This window comes from Enterobacter sp. K510, assembly GCF_055804875.1.
Genome location: NZ_JBNRLQ010000003.1, coordinates 19,101 through 35,793, shown reverse-complemented (window position 1 = coordinate 35,793; position 16,693 = coordinate 19,101). Strand labels below are relative to the sequence as shown.

The window sequence follows — 16,693 nt, the reverse complement described above, 5'->3', positions numbered from 1 at the left end:
ACTACCCGGATAAAAAATGAAGGCCCGACTATATGATCGCCTCAGCTTTCCAGCAACCGTTGCAGCAGAATGCCGTTAAGCATGGCACGTTTAACCAGCGCAAAGGCGCCGATCGCCGAGCGGTGATCGAGGGTCGAGCGCACCACCGGCAGGTTTTTACGGAACGCTTTTAACGCCTGGGTATTAATGCAGCCTTCAATGGCCGGCAGCAGCACTTTTTCCGCCTCAACGATCTCACCGGCAATCACCACTTTCTGCGGATTAAACAGGTTAATGGCGATGGCGATGGTTTTCCCGAGGTGACGGCCAACATATTCAACCACTTCGCAGGCGAGGGGATCGCCTTTGTTGGCGGCTTTACAGATGGCTTTGATGGAGCAGTCTTCCCGCGTCACGCGGCTCTGATAGCCCTGTTCCAGCAGATGACGCACGCGCTGTTCGATAGCGGCGTTGGCGGCGACGGTTTCCAGGCAGCCAAAGTTACCGCAGTGGCAGCGCTCCCCCAGCGGTTCCACCTGGATGTGCCCGATCTCGCCGACATTACCATTACGGCCAATAAAAATTCGCCCGTTGGAGATGATCCCCGCCCCGGTGCCACGGTGCACGCGCACCAGAATGGAGTCTTCACAGTCCTGGCTTGCGCCAAAATAGTGCTCCGCCAGCGCCAGACTACGAATATCGTGACCGACAAAACAGGTGACGTTAAAACGTTTTTGCAGCGCCTCCACCAGCGCCCAGTTTTCCACCTGAATGTGCGGCATATAGCGGATCACGCCGCTTTCCGGATCCACCAGCCCCGGCAGGATCACCGAGATGGCGATCAGTTCGCGGATTTTGCGCTGACAGCTCTCTATAAAGGAAGCGATGGTATTCAGCAACGCATGTTCCAGCGTTTCCTGGGTGCGTTCCGGCAGCGGGTAGTGCTCTTCCGCCAGCGTTTTGCTGCTCAAATCATACAGCGTTAGGGTGGTGTCATGACGGCCCAGACGGACGCCGATGGCGTGAAAATTGCGGGTTTCGGTGACGATGGAAATCGCCCGGCGGCCCCCGGTGGAGGCCTGCTGGTCGACTTCTTTGATAAGCCCGCGCTCAATGAGCTGGCGGGTGATTTTGGTGACGCTGGCGGGCGCAAGCTGGCTGTGATCGGCGATCTGAATACGCGAGATAGGCCCGTGCTGGTCGATCAGGCGGTAAACGGCCGCACTGTTAAGTTGTTTAACGAGGTCAACGTTACCAATTTGAGCTTGTCCGCCTGATGTCATTCTTTTACTTACCCGGTGACGACCTCGTTACCATTAACGATGGTCTTGATTACTTTATAATCGCGGGTGAAGGCGGTCAGGTTAGCGACCATCCCCGGCGCGATACTGCCTAACTGCTTGTCAACGCCAATGGCGCGAGCCGGGTAGAGCGTGGCCATACGCAGGGCTTCATCCAGCGCGATATTCACATGCTCCACCAGATTCTTAACCCCCTCGATCATCGTCAGGGCAGAACCGCTCAGCGTGCCGTTTTCGTCAACGCAGAGTCCATTCCGGTAGTATATTGTTTTACCAGCAAAAATGAACTGTTCAATGTTTGCGCCTGCCGGGGCAGTGGCATCCGTCACCAGGCAAAGTTTCTCGCCTTTCAGACGCTTAGCGAGACGCACATTACTGTAATCAACATGTAAACCATCAACAATAATACCGCAATAAATATCTGCATCGTCGAGGATAGCACCCGTCAGACCCGGTTCGCGTCCGGTGATGTACGGCATGGCGTTGAATAAATGCGTCGCAAAGCGAATACCTGCGCGGAAGCCCGCTTTGGCTTCTTTCAGGGTCGCGTTGGAATGTCCGGCGGATACCACAATACCGGCGGCCGCCAGTTTGCTGATGGTGTCGCTGCCCGCCATTTCCGGCGCGAGAGTGATTTTGGTGATGACATCGGCGTTCTGGCAGAGGAAATCCACCAGCGCGGGATCCGGCTTACGCACGAATTCCGGATTGTGCGTGCCTTTCTTCACCATATTCAGCCAGGGCCCTTCCAGATGCAGACCCAGCGCCTGATGCGGATGCTTCGCCAGATACTCGCGCATCACGCGCACACCCTGTTTCATCAGATCGTCGCTGGTGGTGATCAGCGTCGGCAGGTAGCTGGTGCAGCCCGATTTTTCATTCGCGCGCTGCATGATTTCCAGGGTTTCGATGCTGACGGCTTCCGCAGTATCGTTAAACTGCACGCCGCCGCAGCCGTTGAGCTGCACGTCAATAAAACCGGGGGCCAGTATGGCGCCTGCCAGTGAACGCTGCTCAATATCAGGCGGCAGATCCGCCAGCGGGCAGAGACGGTCGATCAGGCCATTGGCGACAATAAGCGCATGGTCATCCAGAATTTCATGGCCGGTAAAAATCCGACATTGGGTTAAAGCATACATAACGACCCCCGGTAAAAATGGCGTTCCGTCCTTCACAGATCGTAGAGGAAGGACGGAAACGTAATTACAGACCTTTAATATTTTCAGCTTCTAATTCGTTGAAATATTTCAGCGTTTTAACTTTCAGCTCCATGGTGGACGGCTCATCGCATACCACCACCGCTTTCGGGTGCAGTTGCAGACAGCTGATGGTCCACATGTGGTTGACGTTGCCTTCCACCGCCGCCTGCAGCGCCTGTGCTTTCACGCTGCCGAGCACCAGGATCATCACTTCTTCCGCATCCAGCAGCGTACCCACGCCCACGGTCAGCGCATATTTTGGCACCTGATCCACATCGCCATCAAAGAAGCGGGAATTCGCCACGCGGGTATCGTGGGTCAGCGTTTTAATACGGGTACGGGAAGCCAGTGAGGACGCCGGTTCGTTGAACGCGATGTGCCCATCGTTGCCCACGCCGCCCATAAACAGGTGAATTTTGCCGTACGCGCGGATTTTTTCTTCATACTGACGGCATTCTGCGTCAATATCTGGCGCATTGCCATTCAGCAGATTGATATTTTCTGCGGGAATATCAACGTGATCAAAAAAGTTGCGGTGCATAAAGCTGTGATAGCTTTCCGGATGCTCTTTCGGCAGGCCGACATATTCATCCATATTAAAGGTGACCACGTGCTTAAAGCTAACCTGGCCCGCTTTATGCATTTCTACCAGAGCTTTATACGCGGTGAGGGGAGTGCCCCCGGTTGGCAGACCCAGCACGAACGGACGATCCGCCGTTGGTTTGAAGGCATTGATGCGATTAACGATATGACGGGCAGCCCATTTTCCGACTTGTTCGGCGGTTGCCAGGGGGATCAGTCTCATGTTTCACCTCTACAATTTAGATAAATAAATGGACGGGTTGGGCATTCTGCCTGCTCTTGTAAGGGTAACGCAGTATAGCCGTCGAGTGGCAACAATCCGTCTTGATTTTTTGAATCATAAAATAAGTTTTGTTTGTTAGCCAGCGGAAGGGAGGGTCAATAACGATATTTGGTGATTTTAATCACAAAAAAAGGGTGTTTAATTTGCGGGGCGAATTAATTTTTTACACACTCATTCAGTAAGTGAAAAATAGCCTTTGCTTCAGGCTGGTCGGACTATAAAAAAAACTGCTTGTGATGAAGCCTGACAGGGTTTCATAGGGGGAATAAAAGTGAGTATTTTAGGCTATCTGCAAAAGGTTGGCCGCGCGCTTATGGTGCCGGTCGCCACGCTGCCTGCCGCAGCAATTTTAATGGGTGTCGGCTACTGGATTGACCCCGTGGGTTGGGGTGGTGATAACGCACTGGCGGCGTTCTTCATTAAATCCGGGTCGGCCATTATCGACAACATGTCCGTACTCTTTGCCATTGGCGTGGCGTATGGCATGTCAAAAGACAAAGACGGCGCGGCGGCGTTAACCGGCTTTGTTGGTTTCCTGGTATTAACCACGCTCTGCTCGCCCGCTGCGGTTTCCATGATCCAGAAAATCCCTCTGGACCAGGTACCGGCGGCATTCGGCAAAATCAGCAACCAGTTTGTGGGCATCCTGGTGGGTATTATCTCCGCTGAGCTGTACAACCGTTTCAGCAGCGTAGAACTGCCGAAGGCGCTCTCCTTCTTCAGCGGTCGCCGTCTGGTGCCGATCCTCACTTCCTTTGTGATGATCATCGTCGCTTTCATTCTGATGTACATCTGGCCGGTGATTTTTGATGGCCTGGTGAACTTCGGTGAACAGATCCAGAAACTCGGCTCCGTGGGCGCGGGCGTTTACGCCTTCTTTAACCGCTTGCTGATCCCGGTGGGTCTGCACCACGCGCTGAACTCCGTGTTCTGGTTCGACGTGGCGGGCATCAACGACATCCCTAACTTCCTCGGCGGCGCACAGTCTATCGAAGCAGGTAAAGCGGTTGTCGGTATCACCGGTCGTTATCAGGCGGGCTTCTTCCCGATCATGATGTTCGGTCTGCCGGGGGCGGCGCTGGCGATTTATCACTGCGCGCGTCCGGAGAACAAAGCGAAAGTGCTGGGTATCATGATGGCTGGCGCCTTTGCCGCCTTCTTTACCGGCATCACTGAACCGCTGGAATTCTCCTTCATGTTCGTGGCGCCGGTGCTGTACGTTATTCACGCCGTGCTGACCGGTATCTCCGTATTCATCGCCGCCAGCATGCAGTGGATTGCCGGTTTCGGCTTCAGCGCCGGTCTGGTGGATATGGTGCTCTCGTCCCGCAACCCGCTGGCCACGCACTGGTACATGCTGATCCTGCAGGGTCTGGTGTTCTTCGTTATCTACTATGTGGTGTTCCGCTTCACGATCACCAAATTCAACCTGATGACCCCGGGTCGTGAACTGGCGGTTGCCGGTGATGAATCCGATGGTCAGGACGTGAATATCAGCACCAATGGTAAAGATCAGGACATTAACGGCCTGGCGCGTCAGTACATCGCGGCGGTCGGCGGCTCTGCCAACCTGACCGGTATCGATGCCTGTATCACCCGTCTGCGTCTTAACGTGAAAGACTCCTCGCAGGTCAACGAAGCGCTGGCAAAACGCCTCGGCGCAACCGGCGTGATCCGTCTGAACAAAACCAGCGTGCAGATTATCGTCGGGTTTGTGGCGGAAAAAATTGCCAACGCCATGAAAACCACCGGCGATGTTCCGGCAGCACCGGCAACCGGTGCCGCTGCCAGCACCGCCCCTGCTGCCGCCGCGCCGGTCGCCGCAGCCCAGGCCGTGCCGAATGCCGCGACTATCGCGCAGCTGGTATCGCCGGTAACGGGTGAAGTCGTGGCGCTGGATCAGGTGCCGGACGAAGCCTTTGCCAGCAAAGCGGTGGGCGACGGTGTGGCGGTGAAACCAACCGATAAACTGGTGGTCTCTCCGGCGGCCGGAACCATTGTGAAAATCTTCAACACCAACCATGCGTTCTGCCTCGAAACGGACAAAGGCGCTGAGATCGTGGTGCACATGGGTATTGATACCGTGGCGCTGGGCGGTCAGGGCTTTACCCGTCTGGTGGAAGAGGGCGCAACGGTCACGGCTGGTCAGCCGGTGCTGGAAATGGATCTGGACTATCTGAACGCTAACGCGCGCTCCATGATTAGCCCGGTCGTGTGCAGCAACATCGACGATTTCCGTGGTCTGGTGATCAACGCCGAAGGTCATGTGGTGGCGGGTCAAACGCCGCTGTTTGAAATCAAAGGCTAATCACACCACGCAGTGATAAAGGCGGCGGGATCATCCCGCCGCTTTTTTTTGCCTGTCATTCCCGTAATCGCGCTTTTTGTGCAACTTAAAGGTTGTCTCGGCGTCCGGCTTATAAGATCATATCCCGTTATACGTTATTGACGCTTTGAGGAATCCGCGATGAGTGAGGCAGAAGCCCGCCCGAGTAACTTTATCCGCCAGATTATTGATGAAGATCTGGCCAGTGGTAAGCACAGCACCGTGCACACCCGTTTTCCGCCGGAGCCGAACGGTTATCTGCATATCGGCCACGCGAAATCCATCTGCCTGAACTTTGGCATCGCCCAGGATTATCAGGGCCAGTGCAACCTGCGTTTCGATGACACCAACCCGGTAAAAGAAGACATCGAATACGTAGACTCGATCAAAAATGACGTGCAGTGGCTCGGTTTTCACTGGTCCGGCGACGTGCGCTACTCCTCTGATTATTTCGATCAACTGCATCAGTATGCGGTTGAGCTGATCAACAAAGGCCTTGCCTACGTTGACGAACTGACCCCCGATCAGATCCGCGAATACCGCGGCACCCTGACCGCGCCGGGCAAAAACAGCCCGTTCCGCGATCGCAGCGTGGAAGAGAACCTGGCGCTGTTCGAAAAAATGCGTACCGGCGGCTTCGCAGAAGGCACCGCCTGCCTGCGCGCCAAAATCGACATGGCCTCGCCGTTCATCGTGATGCGCGATCCGGTGCTGTACCGCATTAAGTTTGCCGAACACCACCAGACCGGCAACAAGTGGTGCATCTACCCGATGTACGATTTCACCCACTGCATCAGCGATGCGCTGGAAGGGATCACCCACTCGCTCTGTACGCTGGAGTTCCAGGACAACCGTCGCCTGTACGACTGGGTGCTGGATAACATCACCATTCCGGTTCACCCGCGTCAGTACGAGTTCTCGCGTCTGAATCTGGAATACGCCGTGATGTCCAAGCGTAAGCTGAACCTGCTGGTCACCGACAAGCACGTGGAAGGCTGGGACGATCCGCGTATGCCGACCATCTCCGGTCTGCGTCGTCGCGGCTACACCGCTGCGGCCATTCGCGAGTTCTGCAAACGTATCGGCGTCACCAAACAGGACAACACCATTGAAATGGCGTCGCTGGAGTCCTGCATTCGTGAAGATCTGAACGAAAACGCGCCGCGCGCGATGGCGGTTATCGACCCGGTTAAACTGGTTATCGAAAACTACCCGCAGAATGAAAGCGAAATGGTCACCATGCCGAATCATCCGAACAAACCGGAAATGGGCAGCCGTGAGGTGCCGTTCAGCGGTGAAATCTGGATCGATCGCGCTGACTTCCGCGAAGAAGCCAACAAACAGTACAAGCGCCTGGTGCTGGGTAAAGAAGTGCGTCTGCGTAACGCCTATGTGATCAAAGCCGAGCGCGTGGAAAAAGACGCGGAAGGCAACATCACCACCATCTTCTGCTCTTACGATGCGGAGACGCTGAGTAAAGATCCGGCGGACGGCCGCAAGGTGAAAGGGGTGATCCACTGGGTGAGCGCCGCCCATGCGCTGCCGGTTGAGATCCGCCTCTACGATCGTCTGTTCAGCGTGCCGAACCCGGGCGCGGCGGAAGATTTCCTCGCCACTCTCAACCCGGAATCGCTGGTGATCAAACAGGGCTTTGCGGAGCTAGGTCTGAAGGCTGCGCAGCCAGAAAAAGCGTACCAGTTCGAGCGCGAAGGCTATTTCTGCCTCGATGGTCGCCACAGCACCGCCGACAAAATGGTGTTTAACCGCACCGTAGGTCTGCGCGATACCTGGGCGAAAGTCGGCGAGTAATCGCGTCAATCTCAGGCTATCAGAATGCCGGTCAGTGAACGCTGACCGGCATTTTTTATGGCCATGATCTCCTCACTATCTTCCATTCGCGCTGCAAATTAAACTCAGCGCTTCGTTTCAGCGCGGGCTTATTTTCCGTCTGAACATCCCCCGTACAGTGTACTGCTCAGCCGCCTGTTGCCAGATGTAACTTTTTATGTGCACTGCGTCATAGTCTCATCTTTTCCCCGGTAAATTGTGTTGATAATTCGCGACGCGAAAAATAATCTTTATGGCACCGGAACGGCGAGTTTATGACTCATAAGCGACGGTTATATTTAACTTTTTTTATTTATCGCTTCTGCGCTTGCAGGCGAATTTTATTATGTCAAAGAGGAACCATTATGCGTACGTTCAGTGGCAAACGTAGTACGCTGGCGCTGGCTGTTGCCGGCGTCACCGCAATGTCGGGCTGGGGGCTATCCGGGCAGGCGAGCGCCGCCGGATTTATTGACGACTCCACCCTTACCGGCGGCGTCTATTACTGGCAGCGTGAGCGCGACCGGAAAGACGTTAACGAAGACAAATACAAAACCAACCTTTCGCACTCCACCTGGAACGCCAACCTCGATTTCCAGTCGGGCTATGCCGCCGATATGTTTGGTATCGACGTTGCGGCCTTTACCGCCATCGAAATGGCGGAAAACGGCGACAGCGGCCACCCGAACGAAATCGCGTTCTCCTCCAGCAACAAAGCCTACGACGAAGACTGGTCCGGCGATAAGAGCGGGGTCAGCCTGTACAAAGCCGCCGCCAAGTTTAAATACGGCCCGGTCTGGGCGCGGGCGGGCTACATTCAGCCTACCGGCCAAACGCTGCTGGCTCCGCACTGGAGCTTTATGCCGGGCACCTATAAAGGCGCGGAAGCGGGCGCTAACTTCGACTATGGCGACGCGGGCGCGCTGAGCTTCTCGTACATGTGGACCAACGAGTACAAAGCGCCCTGGCATCTGGAGATGGACGATTTCTACCAGAACGATCAGAAAACCAAAGTGGATTATCTGCACTCGCTGGGCGCGAAGTATGACTTTAAAAACGATCTGCTGCTGGAGGCCGCCTTCGGGCAGGCCGAAGGTTATATCGATCAGTATTTCGCGAAAGCCAGCTACAAGTTTGATATTGCCGGCAGCCCGCTCTCCACCTCATATCAGTTTTACGGTACCCGCGATAAGGTCAGCGACGGCAGCGTCAACGACATCTACGACAGCACAGCCTGGCTACAGGCGCTGACCTTCGGCTATAAAATAGGGGATGTCGATCTGCGTCTCGAAGGCACCTGGGTGAAAGCGGAAGGGCAGCAGGGCTACTTCCTGCAACGTATGACGCCGACCTACGCCTCCTCGAACGGACGACTGGACGTGTGGTGGGATAACCGCTCCGACTTCAACGCCGACGGTGAAAAAGCGGTGTTCTTCGGTGCGATGTACGATCTGAAAAACTTCAATCTGCCGGGCTGGCAGGTGGGCGCGTCTTATGTTTATGCCTGGGACGCGAAACCGGCAGAGATGGCGACGCCGGATGCATACTACGATCCGAATTATCGCCTGAAAGAGTCGGCCTACAGCCTGGATGCGGTCTATACCCTGCAGGACGGTCGCGCCAAAGGCACGATGTTTAAACTGCACTTCACCCAGTACGACAATCACTCCGACATCCCCAGCTACAGCGGTGGCTATGGCAACATCTTCCAGGATGAGCGTGACGTGAAGTTTATCGTTATCGCGCCATTCACCATTTTCTGACCCCGGCAGTTGCCGGATTTCCTCACCCGCTCCGCTGAGCGGGTTTTTTTTAAATTTTTTTTCCCGCCATTTAATTTTTGCTCCCGGTGGTCGCTTTACCACTACATCTCGACTGAGACCCATAAAATTCAAGGAGCAGGAAAATGTTATCTATTAATACCAACGCCGCCTCTATGGCCGCTGTCAACGCCATCAACAAAAGCAATGCCTCTCTGAGCCAGTCCATGGAACGCCTGGCCACCGGTAACCGTATCAACTCCTCTGCGGATGATGCGGCAGGCAAACAGATTGCTAACCGCCTGACTGCACAGTCTGACGGCATGGCGGTTGCCCAGCGCAACATCGCCGATGCAACCGCGATGCTGCAAACCGCTGACGGCACCTTTGACGAGATGAATGACATTCTGGGTCGCATGAAAGACCTCGCAACACAGGCAGCGAACGGAACCTACAGCGATGATGACCGTGCAGCCATGCAGTCCGAGTTCGACGAACTGGGACAGGAAATGTCTGACATGATGCAGAACACCACCTACGGCGGCACCAACCTGTTCAACAAATCCGCCAGCGGTCTGTTCACCCAGGCATCCGGCGTGACTTTCCAGGTGGGTTCTGAAGCCACTGACCAGATGACCGTCAACATCTCTTCCCAGGTTGACGCGCTGACCACGTCCCTGAGCGCCCTGAGCGCCTCCTTTGCGGATGACTTCGGTACTGACGGCGCAGGCGGCGGCACCGGCGTAAGCGGCACTGAGCTGATGTCTTCTGCTTCCGCGACCGCCGCGATCGACAGCATTCAGAACGTGATGAGCGCGGTTGGCAAAATCCAGTCCACCCTGGGTGCGTCCATCAACCGTCTGAACGACACCGCGAACAACCTGCAAAGCATGCAGGACAACACCAACGTGGCGATCGGTAACATCATGGATACCGACTACGCGGCGGAAGCGTCCAACATGTCCAAAGAGCAGGTGCTGATGCAGACCAGCATCACCATGCTGAAACAGTCCAACAGCATGTCCGGCATGGTTTCCAGCCTGCTGCAGTAATCGGCCTGACGTCCAGTCAAAGCACCGCCTTCGGGCGGTGTTTTTTTTTGCCGCCCGCTGCCGCACAGAGGGAAAAAACCTTCCGCGCGAAGCGGAAAACGCCTTTCCGCCTGTAATTATCTTATTGATTTTAATGGATAAAATTATTGGCACGGCAATTGCTAATTATGAGCCATGAAATCTGAACGGAGCAAAAAATGATTAACCCGCAGCAGATTGCGAAAAAATTCGCCCTGATGGATATCTCCACCAAAGCGTCGTCGCTGGTGCGCCAGCAAAACGACATCGATACCCAGACCAGCGCGCTGGAGAGTCTGGACAGCGCCCTGACCGCCTTCCAGAGCGCGGTGGATGCGCTGAACAGCGAGACGGGCGGCCCGGTGGTTAACACCGTTACCGCCAACAACGACTCGGCGACCATCACCGCCGACTCCACCGCCGCGGAAGGCTCTTACACCTTCTTCGTCGACCAGCTGGCCACCGCGCAGCAGTCCACGCTGGCCTTTGCCGACGGCGATATTCCGAATAGCGGCACTTTCACCATCACCATGGGTGACAGTGAAATGGACATCGATCTCAGCACGGTCGATTCCAGTGGCGATGGCAGCGTATCGGTGGCAGAGCTGGCGGATGCCATTAACGATTCGCCGGACAATCCGGGCGTCACCGCCACCATCGTCAACACCGATGGCAGCACCACCCTGATGCTTACCGCCGATGAAACCGGGGCGGAAAACGCCTTTACCGTCTCCGCCAGCGGCGTCGATCCGGCGTCGGCGTTCGCCACCGACATCAGCAACCAGAAAGATCTGGCGGTGGCGCAGGACTCGGTGGTGTATCTCGGCAGCTCGCCGGAAACCGGCGTGATGATCACCAGCAGCAGCAACACCTACACCGATCTTATTCCCGGCGTCAGCATCACCTTCGCCGAAGAATCCGCCGAGGGTGAACCCCTGACTTTCAACGTCAAAAACGATTCCGGCGCCTCGCAGGAAAAGGTGCAGACCTTTGTCGATGCCTATAACACGCTGGTGGATACCCTGGACGCGCTGACCACCAACGGCGGCGGCACCGGATCGGCCGGGCCGCTGGCGGGGGACGCGGGGATCTCCTCGCTGGAGCGGCAAATCGAGGACATCACCCACGCCAGCTATAACGGCGTATCTATCGTCGATTACGGCATCACGCTGGATTCCGAAGGCCATCTGCAAATCGACAGCGAAAAATTCGATGACGCGATGGAAGAAAATCCGGACGGCCTGACCGCGCTCTTTGTCGGCCCGGACAGCATGACCGCCCAGCTCGACAGCCTGATGGAGACCTGGCTTGACGACACCGACGGCATTATCTCGCAGCGGCAGAGCAACCTCGACGACAAACAGGAAAAAGTCACCAACAGCGTGGATGACCTGAAGACCCGCTACAACACCTCTTACGAACGCTATCTGGAGGAGTTCACCTCCACGCTGGTTGAAATTGAAAGCATGAAAATGAGCATGGCGGCATTCATGTAAGCCGCCGTCCGAAAAGGTCAAAACAACGATGTACGCTTCAGATAATGGTTACACCCAATACAAAGAGATGGATCTGGCCGCCCGCACCGCGTCAGCTTCGCCGCTGGATCTGGTGCTGGTGCTCTACGCCGGGCTGATGGACGAGCTGGAACGGGCAAAGAGCCATATCGAAAACAAACGCTACGAGCGCAAAGCGCAAAGCATCAACAAATGCATCGACATTCTCAATGCCCTGACCAGCTCGCTGGAGTTTGAAAACGGCGGCGATCTAGTGCTCAACCTCGCGCGGCTTTATGACCACTGCGTCTACCGCCTGTATGAAGCCAGCGGCCAGATGTTGACGGCGAAAGTGGACGAAGTGGTGCTGATCCTTTCTAACCTGCGCGAAGGCTGGGAAGGCCTGGCGCAAAAACTGGGCTGATCTATGACAAGCAACGCACTACGCCTGCAAATAGAGAGCCTGCTTGCGGCAATGAACGAGAGCCTCGAAAAACAGCGCTGGCGACGTCTGCCCGCGCTGCGCCAGCGGCTGATGATGCTGTTTGCGCAGTACCGCGACGCCGCGCCTTCCCCTGACGAACTGGCGCAGGTGAAAGCCCGCCTGCGCGACGGCTTCGCGCAGATGATCGCCCGCCGCGAGGCGCGTGCCGCTCAGCTTGCGGCGCGGATGGAAAAGCACCGTCAGCAGCAGGAGGGGCGGCTGGCCTATTCGATGGTCAATCTGGTGGCGGAGCAAAAATCATGAAAACCCTGTCATTACTTTCCGAAGCCATGGGGCAACTGCTTTCCGCGTTGCCTGTGAAGCCGCAAGGGGAGGGCAGCGCGGCGGGCTTTTCGCTGCCTGACGATCATCATCGCAAGCACGCTGAAAAGCCGCATCCGGCGGAGAAAATCATTGCCGATCCGCGCGAACAGCTGGATCTGCTGCTGGCGCACTTCCTGACGCCCTCTGCCACAGATCCCAGGCCCGACGCCGTTGCGCCGCTGATGCAGATGGCCGCCCGCGCGGGAGAGCAGAGCAAAACCGACGCGCAGCCGATGATCGATCCGCTCGCCGCTCTGCTGACCGACTCGCCAAAACTCCAGGCGGTGATGGCGACGCTGCTTGCCGCGCAACCGCTCACCGGCGACACCCCGCAGCAGCAGGCCACGCTGGCGCGCAGCGCGGCGGAAAATTTGCAGGCTATCGCCCCGCGCCAGACGGCTGCGCCGCAGGCCGACGCGAAGCCCCGCGTCATGCGCAGCGCTCCCCGCGTGGAGACTGCCGCGCCGCCACGCCAAGACAAGCTCACGCCGTCCGTGCTGGCGAGCGCCACCTTTGCCAGTGAGATGCGTCCGCCGCAGGAATTCGATGCGCGGACGCAGCCGCTGAACCTGTCAACCGACAGCGCGGAGTGGGGCGATAAGCTCACCAGCCTGTTGAAAGATCGCATCCACTTTCAGATCGGTCAGCAGCAGCAAAGCTCAACCATTCGTCTGGATCCGCCGTCGCTCGGCAAGCTTGAGATCGCCATCCATATGGAGGCGGGCAAGCTGGTGGTGCACATCGGCGCCAGCCAGGCGGATGTCTGCCGCTCGCTGCAACAGCTCAGCGACAACCTGCGCCAGCAGCTCACCGGGCAGAACTTTGTCGGCGTTGAGGTGCACGTCTCGCAGGATGGGCAGTCGCAACAGCAGCAGGAAAGACAGTCACAGCAGCAGTCGGCGCAGATCCGCTCTGCCGTCGAACTGGAAGAAGAAGATACCCCCACCCGACAGAATGATTCTGTCCTGATCAAAGTGTAGAGGCCCATGAAAAAAACGCTTATGGTCGGCATGTTTGCCGCCACTCTCGCGATCCTCGTCGGCGGCGGCGCTGCCGTCGGCGCGATTTATTATATGAAAGACCAGGCCCCCCAGGCGTCAGGTGACGCGGCGGCTGCCAGCGCAACGAAACAGAAAGCGAAAAAAGAGGGTGATGACGTCTTTGTCACCCTGCCGGAATCGCTGATCACGCTGCACGATAATAGCGGCAACGATCGTTATATGTTGCTGGAAGTGGCGATGGTGGCCGACGATGAAAAAGCCTCGAAAAAAATCCTCGCCGACGAGCCGTTATATCAGAGCATCATTGTGTCCACCTTATCGGATATGGAATACGACGAGGTGCGCAAATTAAAAGTCAGCGAAATAAAACAAACCCTGCTCACCGCCCTGAAAGCGCAGTTAAAAGCCCGGGATATTTCCGCGCCCTATAGCGATGTCTTACTGAAAAAAGTCGTTTATCAGTGATCGCCGGAAAATAACGGAAATAACACCATGACACTTGCCTGGGAAATGCAGGACTTCCAGACCCTGCCTTCATTAACGCCCGCGGAGGAGAGCCACTATTTACAGGCTTACCTGCCGCTGGTGCGCAAAGTGGTTCGCCAGCTCGCGCCGCAATGCAGCGCGGTGATGGACCGGCAGGATATGGAACAGATCGCGCTGATGGGCCTGCTGGAAGCGATCCGGCGCTACGGCGCGCCGGATACGGGATTTGGCGGCTATGCGGTGCAGCGCATACGCGGCGCAGTGCTGGATGAACTGCGCAGTCTGGACTGGCGTCCGCGCTCGCTGCGACAAAAATTCCATCAGGTCAATGACGCCATCCGCGCGGTGCGTAAAACCCTCGGGCGCGAACCTGAGGCGCACGAGCTGGCGGCCGAAGGCATCACGGCGGAGGATTACCGGGAATACCTGAGTCTGGAAGGGGCCGGCAGCCTCGCAAGCCTGGATGAATTGCTGGATGCCGATCAGAGCGCCGTACCGCTGGAAAGCCGTCGGCTGGAAGAGCAGGTGATCACCCAGCATATGCTCGGTAAAGCGCTCGGCGGCCTTAGCGAAAAAGAGCAGCAGATCCTGTTTCTTTATTACCAGCAGGATATGAATTTTAAAGAGATCGCCTTAGTGCTCGGGCTGACGGAAGCGCGCATTTGCCAGTTAAATAAAAAAATCGCGCAAAAACTTAAAGATTATTTCGCCACACATTAATTCTTCTTTACGTAATAAGAGCCTGCCGCGCAGGTTCGCAGAGGTGTTATGCAAAAGTTATTTGGTTTACTCATCGTTTTAGGTTGCGTATTTGGCGGTTATTTCGAAGCGGGCGGGCAGTTAATTGCCATCTGGCAGCCCGCGGAAATCGTCATTATTTTAGGGGCCGGTTTTGGCGCCATGATCATCGGTAATCCGCTGCACGTCTTAAAAGAGATCGTCCATCAGATTAAGGGCGTGATCAGCAAAAAAAATATGGGCGCGGAATTTCAGCGCCAGCTGCTGATGTGCCTGTATGAACTGCTGGAAGCGGTACAGACCGGCGGCCTGCGCACCCTCGATCAGCATATCGAACAGCCGGACGAGAGCACTATTTTTCAAAAATTCCCGCTGGTGCTTAAGCAAAAACGGCTGGTGATGTTTATCGCCGATAACTTCCGCCTGATGGCGATGGGTAAAATCGACGCCCACGAGCTGGAAAACATTCTCGACCAGGAACTGGTGACCATTGAAGGCGAGCTGATGGCGCCGTCCCGCTCCCTGCAACGTACCGCAGAGGCCATGCCAGGCTTCGGCATCTGCGCGGCGGTACTCGGCATTATCATCACCATGCAGTCCATTGACGGCTCCATTGCGCTGATCGGCCTGAAAGTGGCGGCGGCGCTGGTGGGGACTTTCCTCGGCGTCTTCTTCTGCTACTGCTTTATGGATCCGCTGGCAAACGCCATGGAGCAGCAGGCGCGCGCCGAACACTCGCTGCTGGAATGCGTGCGTACCGTGCTGGTGGCGCAGGCGGGCGGCAAACCGACCCTGCTGGCGGTGGATGCCGGCCGTAAATTGCTGCACCTGGCGTCAAAACCGACGTTCGCCAATCTGGATGCGTGGGTCAACGCCATGCTGGAGCAGGAGGAGTAATGCGTCCTGCCAACCGCCGCAACCGTGGCACGCAAACCACCATTATTCGTCGTCAGATCAAAAAGAGTCACGCCGGACACCACGGCGGCGCATGGAAAGTGGCCTTTGCCGACTTCACGCTGGCGATGATGGCGCTGTTTATGACGCTGTGGATCGTCAACAGCGTCAGCCAGACCGATCGCGAAAATATCGTCGCTGCGCTGCATGGTCACTCGATTTTTAACGGCAACGGTATTTCGCCGTTGAGCAGTCTGGCGAAGAAAATCAACAGCAAACCCATTCCGCATCCGGGCGAGAACAAAAACGCCGCCATCGACAAAGAGAGCGAAGAAAAAGCGCGGGAAACCAGCAAAAAGATGGCGGAGATGAAGCAAAAATCCGCCAGCGAACTGGGCGAGCTGGCGAACAGCATCAATGAGATCGCCCTGAAGGCGCACATGGAGAGCAACCTGGAGATGGAGATCGTCCCCCAGGGGCTGCGCATTCTGATCAAGGACAACCAGAACCGCAATATGTTTGAGCGCGGCAGCGCGAAGATCATGCCGTTCTTCCGCGTACTGCTCAGCGAGCTGACGCCGGTGTTTGACTCGCTGGATAACAAAATCATTATCACCGGCCATACCGACGCCATGCCTTATAAAGGCGATGCCCGGCAGTACAACAACTGGAATCTTTCCGGCGATCGGGCGCTGTCGGCACGACGGGTGATGGAGCAGGCGGGTATGCCCGCCGGTAAAGTGATGCAGGTCAGCGCCATGGCGGATCAGATGCTGCTTAACGCGGCAGATCCTGCCGGGGCCGATAACCGCCGCATCGAAATCATGGTGCTGACCCACTCCGCCGCCGACACCCTGTACCAGTATTTCGGCTCGCAGGGAGAAAAGATCGTTAAACCCCTGGCGGCGAAGCTTGACCAGCAACTTCCCAAAGATCCCTGAGTTAT

The 16,693-nt window shown here is 56.5% G+C and carries 15 protein-coding genes; 12 read left to right on the top strand and 3 right to left on the bottom strand.

Features of this window, described 5'->3' with window-relative positions; translation table 11 throughout:
- Positions 1–41: 41 nt before the first annotated feature.
- The 3 genes from nagC to nagB form a co-directional block, all read right to left on the bottom strand.
- On the bottom strand, positions 42–1,262 hold the full coding sequence (gene nagC, locus ACQUTD_RS05425; protein ID WP_473274334.1) for a DNA-binding transcriptional regulator NagC: 1,221 nt from the start codon (positions 1,260–1,262) through the stop codon (positions 42–44).
- Positions 1,263–1,270: 8 nt separating this feature from the next.
- Positions 1,271–2,419: an N-acetylglucosamine-6-phosphate deacetylase gene (gene nagA / locus ACQUTD_RS05420; protein WP_072567763.1), complete on the bottom strand. Its 1,149-nt coding sequence runs from the start codon at positions 2,417–2,419 to the stop codon at positions 1,271–1,273.
- Between the two features lie 64 nt (positions 2,420–2,483).
- Positions 2,484–3,284, bottom strand: a complete 801-nt coding sequence (gene nagB, locus ACQUTD_RS05415) for a glucosamine-6-phosphate deaminase (protein WP_318364779.1) — start codon at positions 3,282–3,284, stop codon at positions 2,484–2,486.
- Between the two features lie 331 nt (positions 3,285–3,615).
- On the opposite strand from nagB, the gene nagE reads away from it, so the two are divergent.
- The 12 genes from nagE (at position 3,616) to lafU (ending at position 16,688) form a co-directional block, all read left to right on the top strand.
- Positions 3,616–5,652, top strand: coding sequence for an N-acetylglucosamine-specific PTS transporter subunit IIBC (nagE, locus tag ACQUTD_RS05410; protein WP_072567765.1), 2,037 nt, complete (start codon positions 3,616–3,618; stop codon positions 5,650–5,652).
- Between the two features lie 159 nt (positions 5,653–5,811).
- Positions 5,812–7,479, top strand: coding sequence for a glutamine--tRNA ligase (gene glnS, locus ACQUTD_RS05405; protein WP_473274336.1), 1,668 nt, complete (start codon positions 5,812–5,814; stop codon positions 7,477–7,479).
- Between the two features lie 383 nt (positions 7,480–7,862).
- Positions 7,863–9,260, top strand: coding sequence for a chitoporin ChiP (chiP, locus tag ACQUTD_RS05400; protein ID WP_318364781.1), 1,398 nt, complete (start codon positions 7,863–7,865; stop codon positions 9,258–9,260).
- A gap of 143 nt (positions 9,261–9,403) precedes the next feature.
- Positions 9,404–10,309, top strand: coding sequence for a lateral flagellin LafA (gene lafA / locus ACQUTD_RS05395; protein WP_072567768.1), 906 nt, complete (start codon positions 9,404–9,406; stop codon positions 10,307–10,309).
- Between the two features lie 197 nt (positions 10,310–10,506).
- Positions 10,507–11,823 (top strand): flagellar filament capping protein FliD, encoded by a 1,317-nt coding sequence (gene fliD, locus ACQUTD_RS05390; protein WP_473274338.1) that lies wholly within the window; start codon positions 10,507–10,509, stop codon positions 11,821–11,823.
- Between the two features lie 28 nt (positions 11,824–11,851).
- On the top strand, positions 11,852–12,244 hold the full coding sequence (gene fliS / locus ACQUTD_RS05385; RefSeq protein WP_473274339.1) for a flagellar export chaperone FliS: 393 nt from the start codon (positions 11,852–11,854) through the stop codon (positions 12,242–12,244).
- Between the two features lie 3 nt (positions 12,245–12,247).
- Positions 12,248–12,568, top strand: coding sequence for a flagellar protein FliT (locus ACQUTD_RS05380; RefSeq protein ID WP_473274340.1), 321 nt, complete (start codon positions 12,248–12,250; stop codon positions 12,566–12,568).
- Positions 12,565–13,608 (top strand): flagellar hook-length control protein FliK, encoded by a 1,044-nt coding sequence (locus ACQUTD_RS05375; RefSeq protein ID WP_473274341.1) that lies wholly within the window; start codon positions 12,565–12,567, stop codon positions 13,606–13,608. Before ACQUTD_RS05380 ends, ACQUTD_RS05375 begins: the two co-directional genes overlap by 4 nt.
- Positions 13,609–13,614: 6 nt before the next feature.
- On the top strand, positions 13,615–14,094 hold the full coding sequence (locus ACQUTD_RS05370) for a flagellar basal body-associated FliL family protein (protein ID WP_473274342.1): 480 nt from the start codon (positions 13,615–13,617) through the stop codon (positions 14,092–14,094).
- A gap of 27 nt (positions 14,095–14,121) precedes the next feature.
- Positions 14,122–14,835, top strand: coding sequence for a FliA/WhiG family RNA polymerase sigma factor (locus ACQUTD_RS05365; RefSeq protein ID WP_473274343.1), 714 nt, complete (start codon positions 14,122–14,124; stop codon positions 14,833–14,835).
- Between the two features lie 48 nt (positions 14,836–14,883).
- Entirely contained in the window at positions 14,884–15,750 is an 867-nt protein-coding gene (motA, locus tag ACQUTD_RS05360) for a flagellar motor stator protein MotA (RefSeq protein ID WP_072567775.1), read from the top strand.
- Positions 15,750–16,688, top strand: a complete 939-nt coding sequence (lafU, locus tag ACQUTD_RS05355) for a putative lateral flagellar export/assembly protein LafU (protein WP_473274344.1) — start codon at positions 15,750–15,752, stop codon at positions 16,686–16,688. The genes motA and lafU overlap by 1 nt, the downstream gene beginning before the upstream one ends.
- Positions 16,689–16,693 lie beyond the last annotated feature (5 nt).

Bases quoted from the DNA above. Each gene is read 5' to 3' on its own strand.
- nagC (WP_473274334.1), bottom strand. From the start codon at position 1,262: ATGACATCAGGCGGACAAGCTCAAATTGGTAACGTTGACCTCGTTAAA.
- nagA (WP_072567763.1), bottom strand. From the start codon at position 2,419: ATGTATGCTTTAACCCAATGTCGGATTTTTACCGGCCATGAAATTCTG.
- nagB (WP_318364779.1), bottom strand. From the start codon at position 3,284: ATGAGACTGATCCCCCTGGCAACCGCCGAACAAGTCGGAAAATGGGCT.
- glnS (WP_473274336.1), top strand. From the start codon at position 5,812: ATGAGTGAGGCAGAAGCCCGCCCGAGTAACTTTATCCGCCAGATTATT.
- chiP (WP_318364781.1), top strand. From the start codon at position 7,863: ATGCGTACGTTCAGTGGCAAACGTAGTACGCTGGCGCTGGCTGTTGCC.
- lafA (WP_072567768.1), top strand. From the start codon at position 9,404: ATGTTATCTATTAATACCAACGCCGCCTCTATGGCCGCTGTCAACGCC.
- fliD (WP_473274338.1), top strand. From the start codon at position 10,507: ATGATTAACCCGCAGCAGATTGCGAAAAAATTCGCCCTGATGGATATC.
- fliS (WP_473274339.1), top strand. From the start codon at position 11,852: ATGTACGCTTCAGATAATGGTTACACCCAATACAAAGAGATGGATCTG.
- ACQUTD_RS05380 (WP_473274340.1), top strand. From the start codon at position 12,248: ATGACAAGCAACGCACTACGCCTGCAAATAGAGAGCCTGCTTGCGGCA.
- ACQUTD_RS05375 (WP_473274341.1), top strand. From the start codon at position 12,565: ATGAAAACCCTGTCATTACTTTCCGAAGCCATGGGGCAACTGCTTTCC.
- ACQUTD_RS05370 (WP_473274342.1), top strand. From the start codon at position 13,615: ATGAAAAAAACGCTTATGGTCGGCATGTTTGCCGCCACTCTCGCGATC.
- ACQUTD_RS05365 (WP_473274343.1), top strand. From the start codon at position 14,122: ATGACACTTGCCTGGGAAATGCAGGACTTCCAGACCCTGCCTTCATTA.
- motA (WP_072567775.1), top strand. From the start codon at position 14,884: ATGCAAAAGTTATTTGGTTTACTCATCGTTTTAGGTTGCGTATTTGGC.
- lafU (WP_473274344.1), top strand. From the start codon at position 15,750: ATGCGTCCTGCCAACCGCCGCAACCGTGGCACGCAAACCACCATTATT.